Genomic DNA, 20,196 nt, shown 5'->3' with positions numbered 1-20,196 from the left:
GGCCGCCTTCTTAGAAAAATTTTTCAATGCGATATCTATACCATTGTTTTAACCACACATCGCTTGAATAACATACCTGCCTTAATTATAAACCTTGAATTTTTTTCGATATCTGATGAAGGTTGTCCTTTTAATACCCGTATTACGGGCGACGTCCACATCACTCATGCCCGCTTGGTAAAGCGTAAAGGCATGTTGTAAGCGGGGATCATCTTCGGCATATTGGGGCTTTCGCCCATGATATTTACCCTTCTGTTTGGCCAGAGCAATTCCTTGTTGCTGACGCTCAATGATTCGCTTACGCTCACTTTCGGCCTGATACTTATATAGTTCTATAATGAGATTAGTCATCAGTTGACGTAAGTTCTGATCAGCAATCCCAGACATGGACGGCAAATTTAACACATCTAGGGTGGCGCCTTTATTTTGAATGGTGTTCATAATCTGAGTTAGGTCCTGATTATTTCTGCCTAAACGGTCTAGTTCAGTGACTATGACAATATCACCATCGCGAATATAAGCCAGAAGTTTTTGCAGTTCTGGCCGATTAGTATTAGCTCCACTTAGTTTATCCGTGAATAGTTTGTCAACGCCTTTTAAGGCAACTAATTGCCGATCTAAATGCTGCTCTTTAGAGCTCACGCGAGCGTAACCTATTTTAGCCATTGTCAGCACTTCCTTTTGGACAGTTCTAATGAACATTTATAATCACCAGTATAGCACTAAGCCAAAAACGGCCACTAGGGTATACCCTAGTGGCCGTTTAGTAGGAGGACTATCATTTCATTTGTTCATCTATGTTCAATTGAATTTCATGCTTAAGTTTATCTACGTAGCTGCCCAAACCTTTATCAAATAACAATTTTATATTGCAAAAGTCAGTTATAGATTTGAGAGCATTTCCAACAAAGAGTGTACTAATAAATCTGGGTCTAGAATTTTTGGTGTTGGAAAGTATTTCCATTCCAAAAATTCTAGACCCGATGAAGTTGGTGACCGTCAGTACGACATCTGCTGGGCCAAACGTATAGACTGCTGCCTGATTGGTTCCTAAATCGTTGTAATAGTTCACCTAAAGCCCTTCTTTATGCTGTTTCAACTCTGTCCCGGTACCGCTGATGGCTTTAGCCGAGAAAAGTACTCGGCAATCACGGTTGCCATGAGTTGCCGCCGCTGATTGAGAAAATCTGGATAGGTTGAGAAGTTGCCGTTCACGATGTCAACCGGAATTGCATTCTCGGCCAACCCTTTTGCAGTCGAAAATTCAGTTACTGCTGGATCCTTCATATACCGTTCTGGTGCCAAATCACTGATCTGTAAATTTCGGGGTTGTGTCAACCAGCAATAATTGGCAATTTGATTGATCTCATTCTGTTGTGCGCCATGCTTACGCAGATACGCCTTGGGGAAAATATGGTGAATATTGCCCTCTTGACTGATCACGGTCCGCACCGTAACATCCTTTTCCAACCAGGCAACGGTCTGGTTGTGTACCTGAGCCATTTGAAAAATTCGCCAACCGTTGTTCTGCGTACTTTGAGTGGCTAAATTATTCGGTAATTGAATTGTCCAATAGGTCTCTGGCAGTGCATCCGCAATTTCTTTTTCCACTGCTGCAACGACATCAGCACGGTGAAACAGATGACTATCCTGCTCCATCTGTGTTTCACTGGAGCCACTATACCGGCCAGTCAAAGCGGACATAATAATCCACTGTTTAACCAGTGACTCGCGGACAGATTGAGGTATGCCGTTTTGTCCTTTCAAGATCAGAAACAACATATATCCAGCATTCAGGAACGCCGTGCCATTGAATTGCAGCTTACCGCTGATCATGCCGAGACTTTCCAGAATCATAATAAATCGGCGAAAGTCTGACTGATTAACAAAGTCATCAATTCCTTCACCCAACTTACTATATGCCGCCGCCATGGCTGTTTCCGTGTATTTCTTGGTCTCAAAATCACGGCCAGAAATCAGGGCAACAAGATCTGCATGTTTTCCTCGACCAAAATGGCTGCCCAAAATCACATGGAAAATATCGCCAAAGGCCGGTTGATAAAGGGTCGTGTTTTCACTCACGATCCAGGCAATCTTCTGCATTGCCGCCGATTGTGCAAATTTTGGATCAGACTCTTGAATACCAGACAACGCCGACGCGTCCGCTTGCAGATTGGTGAAATATTCAACCATTTTTCGTTGAATATTGCCTTGATGCAGAGTGTCCGCTGACATCTTAGACATGATGAAGTCCGCAGTGGATAGTCGGGTCCCCTGTGAATTAATCCGGTTAAAGATTTCAGTCACCTGATCAATCGTCAGCGCATCTGACAGGCTGATATTGCCGACGCCGTATGACGTAATGTGCTTCAAATCATCGATTGCGCGCGCCACTTCGTCTGGTGGGCAGTCATTGGCCTGGGAATAGGCGGTAATGAAATTGAAGCTTGAGAAGTCGTCCGCAAAAACTTCCGCGATATCACTGATCCAGCGTTTGTCCTTCTGGAGCAAAGCATTAGCCGTTTGAAATTCCCTGGTCAAAGGGTTAAAAGCAATACTAATCCGCCGCCGCTTAAATCTTCGGTCGATAATCTTCTGCCCCGACAATGCGGTGGCTAATGCTGTGAGACGCTGCTGCCCATCGATCACGATCTTCTTTCCAACAGAGATTGACCCATCTTTAAGCCGAATACTGGGGTTATTCCAAGTGATAATGTAGCCAATCGGAAAACCATTAAACAACGAATCGATTAGATCCCGAACTTTGGTCGAGGGCCACACAAATGGCCGTTGCAGTTCCGGCAGCCCAATCTCCCCAGAGTTAATCCACCCCAATAATGTACCAATCTGACTATTCTGTACGTCGTATTTCGAATCTGCCACGGCTGATTGCCTCCCTTATACGTCTACGCTACTGCTGCACACCCAATGCCTTCATCACCGCATCCTCAATCGTGTTGTAGAACTTCAGCGAGAAAGCCGCAATCAAATCTCCCGGCACCGTACCCAATTCACTCGTGGCACTGGATGGAATCAAGACCGCCTTCGCCCCGCTATCCAGGGCCACCTGTAGCCGATCTGCCAGACTATCCATCTTTTTGATAGTCCCGCCAATGGAGAAATCCCCCAGGATGGCTAATCCGCCGATGACCGGCTTGCCCACCGAAATAGAAACCAGGGCTACATAAGTCGCCAACGACAATTCCGTCGCCATGGCGTCATTATTCAGGTTAGTCGCGTTGACGATATAGTCATGCTGCGCCGGCGCAATATTCTGACTAACCTGGGAAAAATTGGCCTTGAGGTAATTGAACGCCGTATCCATTTCTTCCTTCGCCAACCGATTGGACTGAATCCCGGTCCAGCTCGTCTTGCCGTTGCCAGTCGTCATCTGTGATTCCAATTTTATCAGACTCAACCGCTCATCCGCATCATAAGCAACGGTGTAAACTTGGCCAGGCTTCCCCTCATTCTCAGGAATCAAGCCTGTCGAACCCTGCTCTGGCACTGGTACGAAATGTTCGTCGTAAGTCTCCTTGTCGATGTAAGAAAAGTTCACATCGTAGAACTCCATGCCGCCAATTTTCTTCAATTGTTCTTTCACCCGTCGGCGCATCTCCAGCGCAAACGCCAAAATCTGGGCAATGTCGTCCTTCGTGAACTTACCATCTGGATACAGCAGCTTCACCATCCCAGACACTGTCTTGCGTACCGCAATCGTATCCCGCTGGTTCAGCTGATTACCCAGGGTGAAGTACTTGTCGAAAGCATCGCCGTAAGAAATCTTCCGTAGGGCCCGCATGACCTCCGCGAAATAGTCCGTGATCAGGCCATAGCCGTTCGTAAAGAAATTCGGCCGATACTTCGGAATCTCCCAGCCAGGCAAGTAGTTGTGAATCCGGTCCAAAAACGCCGTGTCGTTAGCCATGACAGCGGGAAACGGATCAAACAGATTGGACGTCCGCATCACCACGTCCACCGGCTGATTGATATTCCCAACAAAGACCATCCCGGCCGACGCCTGGATTTCGTCCCGGCCCCGAGCAAAGGAGCCAGAGGCCATGTAGTCCTTCATGATCTGCACGCCATCGTTGTCCTTGAACTTGATGCCGGCCACTTCGTCAAAGGCCACGACGTCCCACATGCCGACTAGCCCCACTTCATGCCGCGCCATATTGAAGAACAGGTTGGCCACTGTCGTCTGACCGCCAGAAACCAGAATCGAATTGGGCGATAATTCTTTGTAGACGTGGGACTTCCCAGTACCCCGGGGCCCGAGCTCCACGAAGTTATAGTTATTCTCGACAAACGGGATCAGCCGCGATACCATGAGCCATTTCACCCGATCGTCAAATTGTGTCGGCTCCATGCCAATTGTCCGCAGTAACAAGTCAATCCACTCGTCGGTCGTGAATTTCTCCCGGGCATCATAAACTTCCTGCATGTTCACAGACGGCACCTGAACCGGGGTCAGCTGATCAATGAGAAAATGGTCATCGCTGGTATGGTCGTACCGCACCCGTACGATGGACCAAATGCCGCCCACCAACAGCCGCTCATAGTCCTGGACGTAGCGCTCATCCACCGGCACACCGGTGATCCCCAAGTTGCCAAACGCCGCCTCGTATCGGTCCTTATCCGAGTTCAAAGTCACGGTGATCTTGTCGATGACCGTATACGCTCCCTCTTCCCGAATCCGAGACTTCACCTTTTCCGCCTCGTCTGGCCGCACGTAGTTATTAGCCAGCGTCTTCTTGACGTTTTCCACGCCCCGTTCAATGATCACCGGATCTGAGCTGTTGGCATACTGCCCCAGCAGGAATTCCAGCACATAAGTAGGGACGTTCGCCCCCTCTTTGATCTTTTGCGTCAGATCCTTGCGCACGAAGCGCCCGGGGAAAAAGGCCTCCAGCTTGTCCAGCAAGTCTGTTTGCACATTTTCTGCCGCTTGCTCCTGAGCAATGGGTTCCGCTGGCACCGCCACGTCGCCGTCACTCTTCGCTCGCAACTTTTCTTCCTCTTGCTTGTTATCAGATGTCAAAGCCGAAATCCCCTTTAATCGTCAAGTCCATTTGATATTGAATCCGCTGAATCTCTTCCTTGGTTTCCGCATTCTGAATAATCAGGTAGTATGCGCCGCTGTTGTCGAAGTCCCGATCCTGTAAGGTCAGGTAGAAGCTCTGGCGCCGGCTCGGGCTCTGCGGATCATCCTCCCGACTATCGGCTACATAGCGTTGTTCGTTAGAAATGGGCCGATCCTGGCTATCGACAAAGTAGAGTACATAGGTGGCGGCGGTGGTTTTGTCGGTTACCGGTTTTTCTTGAGAAATGGGCACCATCACGCTGCGGCTGGTGATGCGATGGGCGCCTTCCGTAACCTTGATTGACACCGGTGTGGCCTTGGATCGACCACTTTGTGTCCGCACGTGCAGCACCGGCACAATCATTTCTTCCGGTGAGGCGCCACCATGCACGTAGTTTTGTCCCGCTCCGGCGGACTTGAAGATACTATCTGTGGCCGGATAGTAGACACGCCGCTGATCATCATTATCTAGCAATGCCCCCAGACGCTGTGACCGTACCCCGGGCTGCTCGATGGTCTCGCTGCTGATTGCATAGCGCTGCCCCAACACGTCCAGATCGTGGCCGCTGATGTCGATCTTGTCCGCCGAATCCAGACCAGACCGTTTGTACAGATAGCCATGATCGGCGGTCACGATGATGTGCGCTACACTTAAATTACGCAAAAAACCAATTGTCCGCGCAATTGTGTTGATGGCTTCCTCGGTGGCGTTAAAGATCTGCTTCTCAGTCTTCGCGTCATCACCAGTGGCATCCACTTCGTTGTGGTACAAGTAAACCACCTTTTGCCCCGCCAAGAGTTGTTTTCTTTGCGGCGTATCCCAGTCTTTGAGAAAAGTCATCACATGGTCGGCGTTGCTCTGCGGATCCCGATTTTGCAGGATCTGACGGCGCTTCCCCAGCGTGTCTGCTTTGAGTCCATCCACTAAGACCGTCTTGTCCGGCTGATAGGTTAATGTCTGATGCGGCAGCAAGGCTGGCATCCCGAAATACGTCACAGAAGGCAGCTCAGAGTATACCGTATCGAGTTCTGTACTGTAGACATCCTGATCATCCAGCTTGCGTTTCAGCTCGGCCGCGGCCTCAAACCGAAAGGCGTCCGAAATAATCACGACAATGCGCTCTTTAGCCGAACTGATGAATGACCGATAGAAACTGCGCTGCCAGCTATTGGGTTCAATGTCCCGCGGATCATACACCGTGGTCCAAGCCGTCACTGTCGGCGTGAGAAACTCGTTGACGTACGTGTTGTCCACTTTGTCAGCGATACCTTCCAGAAGATCCGTAAGGTCAATGGCAATCCGGTCGTAGCGCTGAACGAAATGCCGGTACGCTGTATCCACCGCATAATCGGTGGTGATGTATTGTTCTTTGGCGGCCGCTAAGTTTTTCACCTCACGCCGGCGGTACGTGAGAATCACCAAGGCAGCCTGCAGTAAGGCATACGCATCATGATACGTTTTACCGAAGTACATCTTTTCTCGTTGCGTCAAGACATCCGCCAACGGCGTCGTCCCCGCCACAGCATGGAAATCATCAGCCTGCAATCGCTGGACAACCCACGCCAGGATTTGCCGGTCAAAGTTGGCAAACACATCCGTCTTGAGCAAGTCCACAATATCCAGTTGCTGGAGCTGCCGGGAAACACCACTGAAGCTTTCAAGATGCTGCCACACTGTTTCGGCCAACTGACGATATGTATCCGCAAATGTCTGGTCATTTCTTGCTAACGACAGAAAGGTGACGGCATTGTTGGCACTGGTCAGCTTGTAATTATCGATACTTCGCGGCAGATCCTTCTCCATTTGGTAATAGGCAAAGTTCAAATACAGGGCCGTCGTGAAATCCAGCAGCGAATTGGTGGCGCCATTGAAGCCATAGGCGTTCCGCACGTTCTCCCAGAACTGGGTGAGCAGACCATATTTTTTAAACTCTGCTAGAACTGGATTGGTATCACCAATGCCGGCCTGCAGCACGGCCCGCAAGACCATCGTCATGGTGTGGTCACTGGCCCCGGCCAGCGCAGCCATGATCGCCATCTGCAAATCCTTGCCCGGCTGATAGAGTCTCTGAAATTTAGCCTGGCGGTCTTTGCTGGCAAAAAACCGTTTCTGCTCCTGGAAGGTCGCGGCATCCTCGTCCGGCACTCGCAACTCCTGCCGCAGCATGACCAGCGCATTAGCGGTGTATTCCCGCGAATAGTAAAGCATGTCCGTCATGAAATTCTCCGTCAGATCCGGCTTCGGCGCCGGCGAATAAATCAAGGCCGACTGCCCTTGCCGCTCCATCGCCACCAGCGTCAGCTTGGTCTTAAACTGCTCGTTTTTCCCCATGATCACGACCGGTTCCCGCAGTTGCTCCGTAATATCCGCAATGTTGTCCGCAAACTCGCCCTGTGCGTCATACCAAAAAACAAAGTGATTATTGTCCGCAAACAGCTTCTCAATACCCGCCACGATCTTCTTGGTGTCTAGCTCCGCCATGTTTTTCATTCTCCGTTCCAGTGTCCGCTTATCCGTGTTCTCAACCTGTGTTAAGTATAACGAAGGGGCTCTGCCAATGCCATACTTCGCTAATCTTATCGTTCTAACCAAACGAACTTCGGAAAGATTCCCGGGAGCCCGATTGCGTATTGGGCGAGTGCCAATTTGATTCACGACTTTGAAGTTGGCAAACCATTGAGTGAGTACGTAGACCCGCGTCAAGGCTTAGCAACAACAGACAATAAGAAATATTTACGGCAATGGTTCGAAATCTCTTTTCCAAGCATTCATTTTTCTGCGCATTCCACGGAAGAGGCCCTCCAATCAGGAGCAAAATGGTTCCCGTATAACAAAGGCGGTGCCTACAGAAAGTGGTATGGGAACTACGATTACATTGTCAATTACCAAAATGACGGTGAAGAAATCAAACGGGATGTTCTCAGAAAGTATCCATACCTGAAAACCCCCGACTTTGTGGTCAAGAACACCGATTATTACTTCCGTGAAGCGATTACTTGGTCGGATATTACAAGTGGGAGCTTTGCTGCCAGATATAGACTGCCAGGTAGTATTCATGACGTCACTGGCATGTCCATCTTTTTTAACAGGGCGAAAAGTAACATACATGAAATTCTTGCTGCCCTGAATTCTAGGGTAGCAAATGAGATATTTAGCATGATCAACCCAACTATGCACCTTCAAATCGGTAATGTAACAAACTTTCCAGTGTTGGAAGTTGGCGCAGAAAAGGATGTGAAAATGAAGGAGCTTGTAAATTCATCAATTACTCAATCGCGTGCTGAATGGAATAGCTTTGAAACTTCTTGGGAATTCTTACTACATCCAATTCTGCGATACATCGCTGAGCATACGGTATTGGTAATTTGCCATATCCATCGGCGCATTTCAAAAATCCGCGTCACAGCTAAGCATCCATTCAAAAAGTTGGCCACCTGGTGGCATAAAATACAGAATGTGCCAAAAAAGTGTCAAACATTTGGATTAGGAGGACATTAACATGGTCAGTTACCGAAAAAGAGGTAAGGTGTGGCAGTACGAGATTTCGTACAAGGATCTGGATGGCGCCTACAAAAAATTACGAAAGTCTGGCTTTCGCCTCAAGTCTGATGCGGAGTTGGCAGCTAGTCAGGTGAAGTCGCTCTATGCTGATGTACGCCAGTTCAAGGCGGGCGAAATTCCACTGAGCATCTATTTCGAACGCTGGATAAATCTCTATAAGCGGAACTCTGTAACTAACGTCACTTTCGTCAAGTACGAAAACACGCTGAACCACATCCGCAAGATCTTCGGCAAAATGCCGCTGAAGGATATTACCCGAACAGTTTACCAAGAACGGCTGAACGTCTTTGCTCGGGATCATGCGCCGCGCACTGTATCTGCATTCCATAAGCAGATCAGGGCGGCACTGCTTGATGCCCTGGATGAGCACATCATTTCCAACGATCCAACACGTAAGGCCGTCGTCACAGGGGTGGCAGTACACCGGCCAAAAAAAGCGTTGGATTACGGTGAATGGCAAAAGCTGATTCACCATCTAGACCCGGATCAAATTCCCGAGATGATGATTTACTTGGCTGCTGTTACCGGCATGCGATATGCGGAGATTTTGGGAGTGACCACTAGCGACATCAATTGGCAAGAAGGTACCGTTGATGTTAATAAAACCTGGGACTACAAATACCACGCCGGCTTTAAGAAGACGAAAAACAAGGCGTCAATGCGAAAATTACCGCTTGATTCAATTTCCTTGCACCGCCTGCGCGTCTTCGTGGAGAACCACCCCACATCACCGAATGCTCCGCTCTTCTTGATCAACGGGCATGCCATGGTCAGCGCTGAAATCAACCAAGTATTGACTAATAAATTGCGTACACTGTGATTGCCTCGGGTAACATTCCACGGTCTCCGCCACACCCATGCCTCAGTTCTCCTTTACCAAGGTGTGAGTGTCCTTTCTGTCTCTAAGCGCCTCGGCCACAGTAGCATTACGACTACCCAATCTACATACCTGCACATTATCAAGGAATTGGAGGCAAAAGATACCGATAAAATCCTGGCAATTCTCGAGAACGCATAATTGGCACATCTATTGGCACAAAAATCCCCTCCAGATCAATTCTAGAGGGGAAAATATCTATTTTATGGGCGTCAATAGCTTGACGTCTGCTTGTACTTTCTGGTGGTTCACCACGACGCCGTCATCCAGATCAATCGCAATATGCATGTTGGCGACGTGTTGGAGTTGAGCGTCATACTTCACCAATTCTTCTAACTGTTTGCGGGTGTGGTCCCGCTGTTTAATCAACTGGTTCTTCTGGCGCGTGTTGGTCTCTGAGGCGATGAAGGTGTCCAACGTGGTCACCCGCTTTTCATAAGCAGCCTGCAGGGTGTGTAAATACGACGTGCGAATCATCGCCATCGTGTCGCCGTCGTACCGATGCAGGTACATCAATGCTTTGAAGCCACCTTGCCGACCGGAGTCCAGTTGCCAATAGATCGGTCGTTTCTGATAGATAGTCAGATGGTTCTTGTAGAAGTCGTTGAACAGATAACTCCGAATTTGATCTTCTGCTGTGTCGCCCGCTTTACCCAGTGCCTTGGCAATGAACGTGAGATTCTCTTCCAAGTGTTCTTTGCCAAAAGTAACCGTCAAAAACTCCCGGAAGCGGTGCATGATATCTCGGTCATCGCCAAAATAATCAGAGTCAGTCAGCACAATCACATCATTCGCATTGGGTTGATAGCTCGTGTACTTCGAAGCATCCCAATCGCCACCAGCAAATGCCAATCCTGGCGTATCTAGCGAGTACCGGCCAAATGTGACTCCAATAAAGTAGGACATGAAGGCGCGGATGTCCCGTCCTAGATCTGCCTTATTACGTACCGAAACTTCTTTGTCAGACTCTTCTGGTGACAACTCGTCCTGCAAGCCGTACAGATCAATAAAGATCTTGTTCAGCTCTTCTTCGTTCTTCTTCAGTTGATCGAACCGATCTTGGGCTTCTTGTTTCCACTGATTGAAAGCTGCTTCCACGGTCCAATTTCGATTATGCTCAGCGATGTGGATGAGAACTGGTAACGTCCAGAATCCCCAACGCTGCTCTTCACTATTCCAGTCTTGCTTTGTTAGTTTGACTGAGTTTTGAATAAGTGAGTCCCAAGTTGGAGCCTCGATTGCGCTATGCAAGACCGGGAATACTGTAACATTGCCAACCTGCAAATTGATTGTAGGGTTTAGCATCTTGAAGCAATGTTCTCCAACTGGCGAGTTTAATAGTGCCATAATACGCATCAGTTGATTGTGATCGTTAGAGAATGCTGACATCCCTGATACATCATGGATACTGCCAGGTTCTCGATATCTGATACTGAATCCTCCGCTTGTTATGAGCGACCAAGTAATCGCTTCACGGAAGTAATAATTGGGGTTTCTTACTACTGAACGTTGCTTACCATTTGGAAACTTAAAGTTACGGACTTCTTCACCATTGTTATGCCAGTTAATAACATAATCATAGTTACCGTACCATTTACGATAGGAACCACCTTTGTTATATGGAAACCATTTTTTGTTTGATGAGATCGATTCATCGATTGATTTAGCATCAAACTTTATTGTTTGGTACGCAACCTCAAACCACTGCCGTAAGAATCGATCATTGTCCGCAGTTGCTAGGCCCTGTCTCGGGTCAACGATTTCTGACATTGGAGTCCCAACCTCAAAGTCATGTATGAGATTCATGCTACTCCAATATGCGATTGGGCTTCCGGGAATCTTTCCGAAGTTCGTTTGGTTAGTTCGATAGAGACCCTTGCAGGAGGGATCTTTCACCATTTCCAAATACGCGTCCTCTTTAGCCGTTTGAGAAGGAGCATTCACCAATCTCTCGTATGTGCCGACATAACTCGGTATAGACGCATTTCTCATCACGAACGCAGTTGATTGGACCACTTCGCCCCCAATTTCTTCAAACGCACGGGTACCCAAGTGAGCCATATTGATGAGCACATTCTTACGGAGCTTAACCCGTAGTTTTTCAAAACTAGACAGGAACATCCACTGGTGCTGGGTAATAAGTGCGTGATATCCATTTTGGACATTCAACTTCTGTGCCAATTCCATAAAGACAGCAAATAAATCTGCTTTACTGTCTGGATACTCCCTTTTGACAAACTTTGAAAGGCTCGGTGTCATTTTGCCAGACCCCATATAGGGTGGATTTGTTACTACGATTGTGTACTGGGCAGCCAAGATAGTAAGCACACGGGTGATGCGGGACATCTCTTCAAAATTGAAATTTGTCGTCGCAAAGGAAAGCTGTGCTGATTCTGGCTCTGTGGCTGCACTCGTTTGGAGTTCAGATAGTATTCCTTGATCGAGGCTAGGCTTGATCAAGGAGCCGAGAACATCGCCCCGGTTGAACTCCTTCACTGTGCCCTGAAAGGACTTGGCTTGTTGCTGTGGCAACTGATTAGCATAGGCTCTGGTTAACTCGTTGAGATCATCATTGAGAATATTAGTTTGCGGAATATCCGACAGTTGCGGATCAATGGATTGATTCAGTGCGCGCCGGTCGTATTGCCGGAGCTTCATCATCACTGCAAAGTAGGCGAGCTGGTAGGCACGCCGATCAATGTCTAGACCAAACAGGTTGTTGGCAACAATGCTATTGGCAGCCTCTCGTGCTGAATAGCCTTCACTTTGATATAACTGCATGAAGACATCGAATGCATAGATCAGGATGTGGCCAGAACCCATGGCAGGATCTAAAAAGGTGATCTGTTGAAGCTTCTTGCCTGACAGATGACTATTGAAAGCCAATAGTTGTTGCTGAACATCCTCAGTTTGCTGAGCAGCGGACATGAAATATCGCCAACCGAAACTCTGGGCAATATCCTGTTCAGACCGTTGATCACCGCGTGTATGGAGCACATCGATCCAATAGCGGCCGAGCGAATTTTCAACCAAGTACTTGACGATCCAATCTGGTGTGAACAACTGAGTGACGGCTGGAATATCTGATGCCGCGTACTTACTTTTCTTAAAGGCAATGTCTTTGGGCTCTTCATTATAGTATTGGTACAACCACCCAATGATCTCGACCTGCCCCTCCTTCTCCACATCAAAATCATCCCGCGGCACTTCAGTTACAAGCTCCTTAATCACCCCGTTCTGATAGCTGGGAGTGAACAATAATTGGAAGGCATCAGTTGTTTTCTCAAACAAATGGGGTAAATTGGCGTTCAAGGCATTGGCCTGCTTCAAAAACAGTAGTCGATACGCATTATCCATCGCCGCTGGCTCTTGAGTTTCTTGCGCATGTTGAATGAGATCTCGCTGCTCATCAGAAAAGCCGCCAAGATCGTCTTCAATTTCCAGTGCATGCGCCAAAATATCCGGTTCTGCCCGTCCTTCTTCGGAAGAAAGCACGGCAACCCGGCTTGGCAAATAATGGTTCACTTCCATGAATCGTAATGCGATGATCCGGTTGAACCAGGTGTATGACGCTTCTTCCACGAGATTATCATAGGCGGTATGCCAATCATCCTTGGCTGCCGCGGTCTGCAACCGCTGAACTAAGCTGACCCGGCGCGACGTATCCCGCCCACTGACCCCTTCCGTGTCGTTTGGCACATAGAAGGCAATCTCAGCCGTCGATGTTGGCAGTTTCTCTTTTACACCGTCTCTGGTGATCCCCACTTGGGTCAGCTTTAACTCAACACTCTCGATGAGCTCGCGGCGGGCTTTCACCGCGAAATCATGAATCTTCTTTTTATCCATTGCGATTCCTTTCAAAATAACGGCCACTCCCACGAATAGCCGTTATTGTCTGCTAGAGGGTAAACTTCGTGATCTGGTTTTCTTTAACTTGATCCAGCAATGCCTGCCGAAGCTTCTCAACATACCGGTTTACGTCATCTTCAGAGGAAATGGACCATTCCCGTTCAATGGGGAGTTGATCGGCTTCAAGATACTTAGTTTGAATAACAACAGGCGCTGCAGGTTCTGGTTGAGGCGCCGGATTGGGGCCAGGAGCAGGAAGCGGATCCACAAGCTTAATGGATTCCTCGTCTGAACTCGGCTTCGGGGATACTTTCTCCACCTCGGCCGCTTTCTTCCGAGCGAGTTCTTCCAGCCGCTCTTTCTCAGCCAGCTTCTGTTCTTCTGCTAGTCGCTGCTCCTCATTTTCCAAGCTCTGCGTAATGCGCCTTAACACCGCATCAGCTGCTGCCGGTTTGGCCTCTAAGCGCGTCAGATCTGGCGCTTCCTCAGCCTCGGTCATAATTCGCTTGATCTGCTCCGTCAACGTCGCCAGCCGTTGCTGTTTGAAGTCATCTCCGGTGGAAGAATCGTTAATCCGCTGTTTGGCCTTTTCATTGACTGCTTGGATTTTGTCGGTCACTTGTTTCTGGTGATCGTCCATAATCTTGGCAAAGGTATCCACAAACTTCTGATGAACACCATCAATTTCTTGGATAACACGTCCAGCTCGGTCCTCATTCAGCAGTTTGTTCAGCTGCTGGTAGTCCTCGGCCAAAGCCGTGCTGGTGAAGAAGTCATGGGATGCCTTGTACCGCGCAATATCATCCAATCCCCGCGTCCAAATTGTCTGCTGCTGATCGCTGAAATAGAAATCCATGATACCCTTGTCGCTCATGTCATCCGCCCACTGCAGCAAATCATCATAACGAGTATGGATCTTGTCGTAGAAAGTTTCCGCATCATTAATGGCCAGTAATTCACTGAACATTTTGCTGCCTTTTTTGAGCAGTTCATGGCCCGGGAAGGAACTATTCTTTTGATCAAAGAACTTCAGCGTCCCATTGTCCTTGGCAATCTTCTCCTTCAATTCAGCCACCATCAGATCCGGCTGAGCTGCACTGAATGACCGCTTATTGAAGACCTGATCGGCGACGTCCTTCATTTCCCGCAGGTAACACGGATTGATGTCTTTCTTCACCTGAATTGAAATCTGTTCTGCGTATTGCTTCTTGGTCAGGAAATTGGCAATATCCTGAGACCTGTACGCCAGATTGACCGGAGAAAGTACTTGATCCTGTAGATTAGCTTGAATCTTGCCATCCGCCAGCAGCTTGGCCACCAGCCATTCGATGTCGTCCTCAATATAGCCATAGGGAATGGCCTTGAAGTTGTTTAAGATGGCTTGCAACGTCACATGCTTGTCCTTTTGCATCGTCCGCTGGAGCCAGCTGTACACTGCTTGGACCGCGCGCTCGTTTTCCTGCGTGGATACTGCCAACTCATTATCCTGATCCAGGATTTGCGTAATATCTGACGACGACTTGGCCGCATCAATGAGTCCTAAACTGCGATACGTATCATCCACCAACATCTTCAAACCATCTGTGAAGCGCCCCTGGAAGTCTTTGCCGCCCTCAATCTTATGTCCGGCAACATAAACGTCTGCTTGTTCCAAAGCCGTCATAATCCGCTCCCGTGCCTTGACTAACAGCTGCTGCCGTTCAGCAGTCCGCTGTTCCTTGATAAAGTTGAACCGAGCGTCGGCATGGGCGTTGCCAAGCATGACAAATTTCCCAATCTGCTCCGCCCGCCGCAAGTCGCCGAGGTAGTCGTCCGTGCTCGGCAGATCAACCACGATCTTATGTTTAGACGGATCCATGGACAGAAGCAGCAGGTTGGCTTCATTCCGATTATTGGCGCCATCCAAAGACGTGATGACTTGGATCGTCATGTCATTGTTGGTCCGGCCCTGGGGAGTTTCATCCACGTATTGATTCAACGTGAAATTGTAACGGCCTTTCAGCTTGGGGTAAGTGTACTTATTGGTCATGCCGGTCTTCGGATCAAAAATGAAGTTGCCCATCCGATCTTCCAACTCGCCTGACAGAACCTCTTCCCGGCTGATGGCCTGGTTGACTTCCTGTTCCGCATCGGTCAAGAATTCGTAGTTATCCAAGTTTTTCTCGACAAACCGTTGCTGCCGCAGAATGGCTAACGCATTCTGGACCTTTTTCTGCAATTCAACCCGATCAGTATCCACTGAGTCAATCATCAACGTCACGATGTTGTTCAGCGTCGCGTCAAAGTCTTTCAAGTACTTGACCATGAACAGTGCTTTCAGTACTTGGACGTTGAAGTTATCTTCTTCATGGGTGGGATCAACGGTGTCGTTGTCCACCGCGTGGGCAATCACGATGCTATGGGTGTGGTCCAAGAACTGGCGCAGGCCTTCAAAGAACAAGCTGAATGGCACCAGTGCCGTATCCTGCTGGTCCATGATAGCTTCCACAGATTCCTGGAACAGGGACAGCATCGACCGTGCACCTTCAGACAAGTGCTTACCATCAGAGCCGTGGGTCCGGACCGCTGTAAGCACATTTTGCAGCAAGTTAAACTGATACGGAACGAACGGATACGTCGCCGCAAAATCTTCCCCTGAACGGAACTTAGGCCGATCCACGCCATCGTCAAAATCAATCATGTTATTGATTGCGGCTGCGTTAGCCTCGTAGTCTGCCGCAAGTTGTGTTGTAGCCGGCTCTGTCTTTGCCAACAGCCGCTTGCGAATGACTTCGTCCACGTTGGCCGAACTCATGCTGATCTTGGTCGCAAACCGGCCTTGAATCTTGGAAAAGTCCTGACCGCTGATTTTGTCCGTAATAGTATCAATAGCCTGCTGGGAAGTAACAACTACCCAAGCCTTACCATGGGTAGCTGCCCCCAAGTCCTCAACGACGGTTTGCAGGTTAAGCATCCGCTGGGTACTTTCTCCAACAAACTGGCCGACTTCATCCACCAGGAAAACGACCCGCTTACCGGTCTTCTTGATATAGGCGGCCACCAGTTTAGAGAAGTCCTCAATACTGACTTGATAAGATGTCGTCAATTGATCCATCAAGCCCTGGGCATCCTCTTCACTGTATGCATCGACTTGCACTAGGGCATCTTTGATCGTGCCTTTCTTGAAAATGGCATGATCCCGACCAACCGTCCAATCCATGTGAGTGTTATCCAACTCCGTGAACTTGTCCTTAAAGGCGTCGTACTTACCCTGCGCAACTAGTTGGCGCTCCATTTCAGCAATCCAAAAATTGGTGCTCGAAAAGCCCTGCATTTCGTTAAACACTTGCAGGAAAACATTGATGATGGTATTGTCATCTGACTTGGCACCAGTCTTAGCTTTGGAATCAATATTGAACAGCACCACGTCGGTTGGCTGTTGCGCAGCCAGCTCAATACGGTTGATCGTCATCTGGTCATTGATTTTCTCTTTGAAATAATCAATGGCGCTCTTGCCGTCAACTTTCCGATCCTCCAACAGATAGGAAAGGATCTTCAGAAAGTGTGATTTACCAGAACCGAAGAAACCGGAGATCCAGACCCCCATTTCATCAGTATCATGGTTGATGCTTTTCTCATAGGCCGCAAAGAAGTCATCAAAGTGGCCTTTCAATTCTCGGGTAACAACGTACTCGTCCAGTTCTTGCTTCACGTTAGCGTCTGCATCCTGGCCAACCTTGATGACGCCTTGGATATTTCGATCAATCGGTTTAACAAATAAGTCGCGTATTTGCATTGTTATCTCCCCTATTCGAAATGAAACGCGCGGTAGTAGTTGTCTTCCTGCAGCTCCCCGAAGGCCTGCAACCGCACACTGTTGTAATTACCTGGATAGAACATCATGACCGGAATTTGGTCAATGACCTGGGTCATGGTGTTCAACACCTTGTGGGCCCGGATAATTGGATAAACCTGCCCAACACCGGTAATGAACACGATGGTGGGACCATCTTTGTTCAAATGGTCGCTGATATACTGCACCACTAGGTTATGTTCCTCGTTCATCTCCATGATGTTGTTCATCCAGTCAATCACTTGGGTGATACCATTACTTTTTTCCAGATCAATGAATGCTTCCCGGTAGCCGAACTGATCAACAATCGTCAACATGATGGTGAACAGGTTGAACACTTGAATGGTGACACCCGTAGGCGCCGCTTTTTCTTGGCGGATAATATCGCCAATTTCGCCGCGGACATATAGTTCTTTCTCGGGATCATAGTCGAAAATATAGTAACCAACCTCGTTCGACAGGCCCCGATTCTCTTGAAATGACTGCGTTTGGATCTTTTCCCGCAAGTCCTGAAACTTCTTCTTCAGTGGTACCATTACGACGTCCTCCCCGTCAGGATTGCTAAGTAATCCAAGTGGTTTTCTTCGCGCAGCCGGTCTGCCAAGCGCTCATCGAGCAAATAGTTTTCAATCACCAGTGTGTCCTTGTAGTCCTTAACGATTTGGGCCCGGCGCAGATACTGCGCCACAGTGGACTGCAGTCTCCTCAATGTTTCCTCGGTCCAATGGGCAGCCTCTTTATGCGTCAACGGCAGTTTCTTAAAAAAAGCTGCCATTTCGTAAGCTTCAATCTGCCGGTCACCCAGGATTAGTTCCGGACGGAAGACGTCATACATGAAGGCATACATCAACTGCTCCGTATTCATGATGGCGATAAGATTCATAATGCGCTGATTGACTGGATCGAGCTGATCAAAGAGTGCCCGCATCGCTGGCGTGAGTGAGCCCACGCGCCGTAAAACCACACCGGTCGTGGTGATCAGCCGGGCATGGGAGGAGGCATGGAACGTATTCTCTGCCAGGATCTGTTGGCGCAACACCGTGAAATCATCGTTATCGTTAGCCATACCCATTGCTTGAACAAATTCTGTGAACCAAAACTGGAATTTAACCGCTCCGGCCGATATTCGTTTCATGTCTACCTTCCTTGCTTGTGAAATGTGAAAAAGTCACTTGTGAATCGTTTACATGTGTGTCAAAATACATTTTACTCGTTTGGACTTAGTATACCAGATGGACGGCTAAGAACCTGTCTAGTATCTTTTAAGAACTATCTTCAGGAAGGCCAATACAACCATTTGAAGACTGCTGTTAAGGGCACGTTCACAGTTTTTCCAAAGTCGCCGACATTTGTCTAGCCAACGCCATGAACGTTCAACGATCCATCGTTGCGGTAACACCGTGAACATATGCAACTCGTTGCGTTTAGCTACCGTCGTCTTAGCTGGATTGAAGTCAATATTTGAGACAGATTTTAAGAGACATTCAAGACCGCGTTTACCTTCCACAGCTCAAATAAATCATTAATCGCGATTAATAACTTATTTGAACCCTGGAAAGCATTAAATCAGGCGGCCATTTGGCTCGTAAGTGTTGCAATTTCAACTTGTAAGGGGGTCTGGTAGCCCAGTGAACTATGAATTCTCTTCCTATTGTAGAAAGCATGCACATATTCAAAAAGGACGGCAGCGGCAGTTTCATAATCTTCAAAGACCGGCACTGGATAAACACATTCCTTTTTGAGGGAAGCGTGAAAGGATTCCATTGGCGCATTATCATACGGACAACCCTTACGGCTGTATGAGTGGCGGATATGTAGCTCAGTTAAACGTTGATTGTAATCATCGCTGGTATACTGTGATCCTAAATCCGTATGGATAATCAGGTCCCCAGTAATGGTTCGATTTTTAACCGCGCTTTCAAGGGTCTTTAAGACTAAATCAGTAGCCATCTTTTTTGAGAACGAATAGCCGATAATCCGTCGTGAGTGCAGGTCCATGATGGTTGATAAGTAACACCAGCCATTACGCTTCGTTTGAATATACGTCATATCAGCGGTCCATTTTTGATTTAAACCAGTGGTCGAGAAATCCTGCTTAAGCAAGTTGGGACGCTGTTCAACCTTGGTTTTGGAAGCCGAAGCCGCTTTCCACTTATTGACGGTAACGGAGTGGATATCCAGTTCCTTCATGAGCCGGGAAATCCGTCGTGGACTGCACCGAAGCTGCAGTGGTTGAAGTTCCAGATTCAATTCATGGTGGATCTTCATAACACCGTATCGCTGCTTAAATTCCGCAAAGATCCGCAGAATCCGTTGTTTCAAGCCCGCATCTTCGGCCCGGCGTTTTGAAGGTTTGGGGATCGATAACGATAATACTGAGCTCTGGAAACACCGAGGATTCGGCACATCTTGGTTACCTGGTGGTGATGGCTTTCTTGGTGAATGTAATCAAAGATATTGGTTACTTCTGCGCAAGGAAGCCCAGGGCTTTTTTTAGGATTTCGTTCTCCTCAGACAGCGAAGCCAGTCGCTTTTCCATCGCTTTGATTTCGTCTGGCGATTTACCGGATTGAGTTTTGGCCTGGCCCTGGATCCACTTATGAACTGTTGAATAGCCAATGCCATATTCTCTGGCCAGTTGGGCAGCTGATTCGCCTTGCTTATATAGGTTGATAATGTTTTGTTTGAATTCTTTGTCGTAACGAGTTGGCATGTAAAAATTCCTTCCTTTTGAGAGATGATTTATTCATTATACCCTCTCTTAAAAGTTGTCTCAGGAATCTGCTCCTATCCTAGTATTTGGTACATAAATTTCTGAACAGTAAAGTAGGCGACCTTTCTACAGGTCAGCAAAAAAAAATATCCATTCTTATTTGTTTACTAAAAACACCCGATCTTTTAGTACTCGATGAACCAACAGTCGGATTAGATGTAACCAGTAAGAGCTGTCTTACTCAATTTTTAGAAGCTGTCCAAGATCTATGATTTTTGAT

General features: G+C 48.0%; 13 protein-coding genes and 2 pseudogenes. 3 read left to right on the top strand and 12 right to left on the bottom strand.

All coding sequences use genetic code 11. The features are described from left to right. Positions 1-81: 81 nt before the first annotated feature. The 5 genes from LHUE1_RS08210 to pglZ form a co-directional block, all read right to left on the bottom strand. Complete coding sequence (locus tag LHUE1_RS08210; RefSeq protein ID WP_049176457.1) at positions 82-666, bottom strand: recombinase family protein; 585 nt, start codon at positions 664-666, stop codon at positions 82-84. A gap of 112 nt (positions 667-778) precedes the next feature. After that, on the bottom strand, positions 779-1,072 hold the full coding sequence (locus LHUE1_RS08205; RefSeq protein ID WP_279280241.1) for a hypothetical protein: 294 nt from the start codon (positions 1,070-1,072) through the stop codon (positions 779-781). Between the two features lie 23 nt (positions 1,073-1,095). After that, the gene (locus LHUE1_RS08200; RefSeq protein ID WP_279280240.1) at positions 1,096-2,883 is read right to left on the bottom strand and encodes a GmrSD restriction endonuclease domain-containing protein; all 1,788 of its coding nucleotides are present in this window, start codon (positions 2,881-2,883) and stop codon (positions 1,096-1,098) included. Positions 2,884-2,911: 28 nt separating this feature from the next. After that, positions 2,912-4,984: a protease Lon-related BREX system protein BrxL gene (gene brxL, locus LHUE1_RS08195; RefSeq protein WP_279280293.1), complete on the bottom strand. Its 2,073-nt coding sequence runs from the start codon at positions 4,982-4,984 to the stop codon at positions 2,912-2,914. A gap of 46 nt (positions 4,985-5,030) precedes the next feature. After that, positions 5,031-7,565 (bottom strand): BREX-1 system phosphatase PglZ type A, encoded by a 2,535-nt coding sequence (gene pglZ / locus LHUE1_RS08190; protein ID WP_279280239.1) that lies wholly within the window; start codon positions 7,563-7,565, stop codon positions 5,031-5,033. A 165-nt stretch (positions 7,566-7,730) separates the two neighbouring features. On the opposite strand from pglZ, the gene LHUE1_RS08185 reads away from it, so the two are divergent. Continuing rightward, the gene (locus LHUE1_RS08185) at positions 7,731-8,582 is read left to right on the top strand and encodes a hypothetical protein (protein ID WP_279280238.1); all 852 of its coding nucleotides are present in this window, start codon (positions 7,731-7,733) and stop codon (positions 8,580-8,582) included. Position 8,583: 1 nt separating this feature from the next. Next, positions 8,584-9,663 (top strand): annotated as a pseudogene (locus LHUE1_RS08180) (tyrosine-type recombinase/integrase). Between the two features lie 57 nt (positions 9,664-9,720). On the opposite strand, the gene pglX reads toward LHUE1_RS08180, so the two are convergent. The 7 genes and pseudogenes from pglX to LHUE1_RS08145 all read right to left on the bottom strand — a co-directional run bounded on the left by pglX (position 9,721) and on the right by LHUE1_RS08145 (position 19,916). Further along, entirely contained in the window at positions 9,721-13,368 is a 3,648-nt protein-coding gene (gene pglX / locus LHUE1_RS08175) for a BREX-1 system adenine-specific DNA-methyltransferase PglX (RefSeq protein WP_279280237.1), read from the bottom strand. 52 nt (positions 13,369-13,420) lie between these two features. After that, positions 13,421-17,146 carry a BREX system P-loop protein BrxC gene (brxC, locus tag LHUE1_RS08170; protein ID WP_279280236.1) on the bottom strand — a complete coding sequence of 1,242 codons (3,726 nt, stop codon included), beginning with the start codon at positions 17,144-17,146 and terminating at the stop codon, positions 13,421-13,423. An 11-nt stretch (positions 17,147-17,157) separates the two neighbouring features. Then, the gene (locus tag LHUE1_RS08165; RefSeq protein ID WP_019900164.1) at positions 17,158-17,739 is read right to left on the bottom strand and encodes a DUF1788 domain-containing protein; all 582 of its coding nucleotides are present in this window, start codon (positions 17,737-17,739) and stop codon (positions 17,158-17,160) included. Then, positions 17,739-18,338: a BrxA family protein gene (locus tag LHUE1_RS08160; protein WP_019900165.1), complete on the bottom strand. Its 600-nt coding sequence runs from the start codon at positions 18,336-18,338 to the stop codon at positions 17,739-17,741. Before LHUE1_RS08160 ends, LHUE1_RS08165 begins: the two co-directional genes overlap by 1 nt. Before the next feature lie 117 nt (positions 18,339-18,455). After that, positions 18,456-18,635, bottom strand: a pseudogene (locus tag LHUE1_RS08155) (transposase); the annotation flags it as partial. A 134-nt stretch (positions 18,636-18,769) separates the two neighbouring features. Then, a complete protein-coding gene (locus LHUE1_RS08150) occupies positions 18,770-19,609 on the bottom strand; it encodes an IS3 family transposase (RefSeq protein WP_003680802.1) in 840 nt (279 codons plus the stop codon). A 55-nt stretch (positions 19,610-19,664) separates the two neighbouring features. Further along, on the bottom strand, positions 19,665-19,916 hold the full coding sequence (locus LHUE1_RS08145; RefSeq protein ID WP_002816285.1) for an IS3 family transposase: 252 nt from the start codon (positions 19,914-19,916) through the stop codon (positions 19,665-19,667). 86 nt (positions 19,917-20,002) lie between these two features. On the opposite strand from LHUE1_RS08145, the gene LHUE1_RS14365 reads away from it, so the two are divergent. Further along, positions 20,003-20,188 carry an ATP-binding cassette domain-containing protein gene (locus LHUE1_RS14365; protein WP_080687497.1) on the top strand — a complete coding sequence of 62 codons (186 nt, stop codon included), beginning with the start codon at positions 20,003-20,005 and terminating at the stop codon, positions 20,186-20,188. Positions 20,189-20,196 lie beyond the last annotated feature (8 nt).

The organism is Lacticaseibacillus huelsenbergensis (assembly GCF_029726355.1).
Lineage (GTDB): Bacteria > Bacillota > Bacilli > Lactobacillales > Lactobacillaceae > Lacticaseibacillus > Lacticaseibacillus casei.
This window is presented reverse-complemented; position numbering and strand designations above follow the sequence as displayed.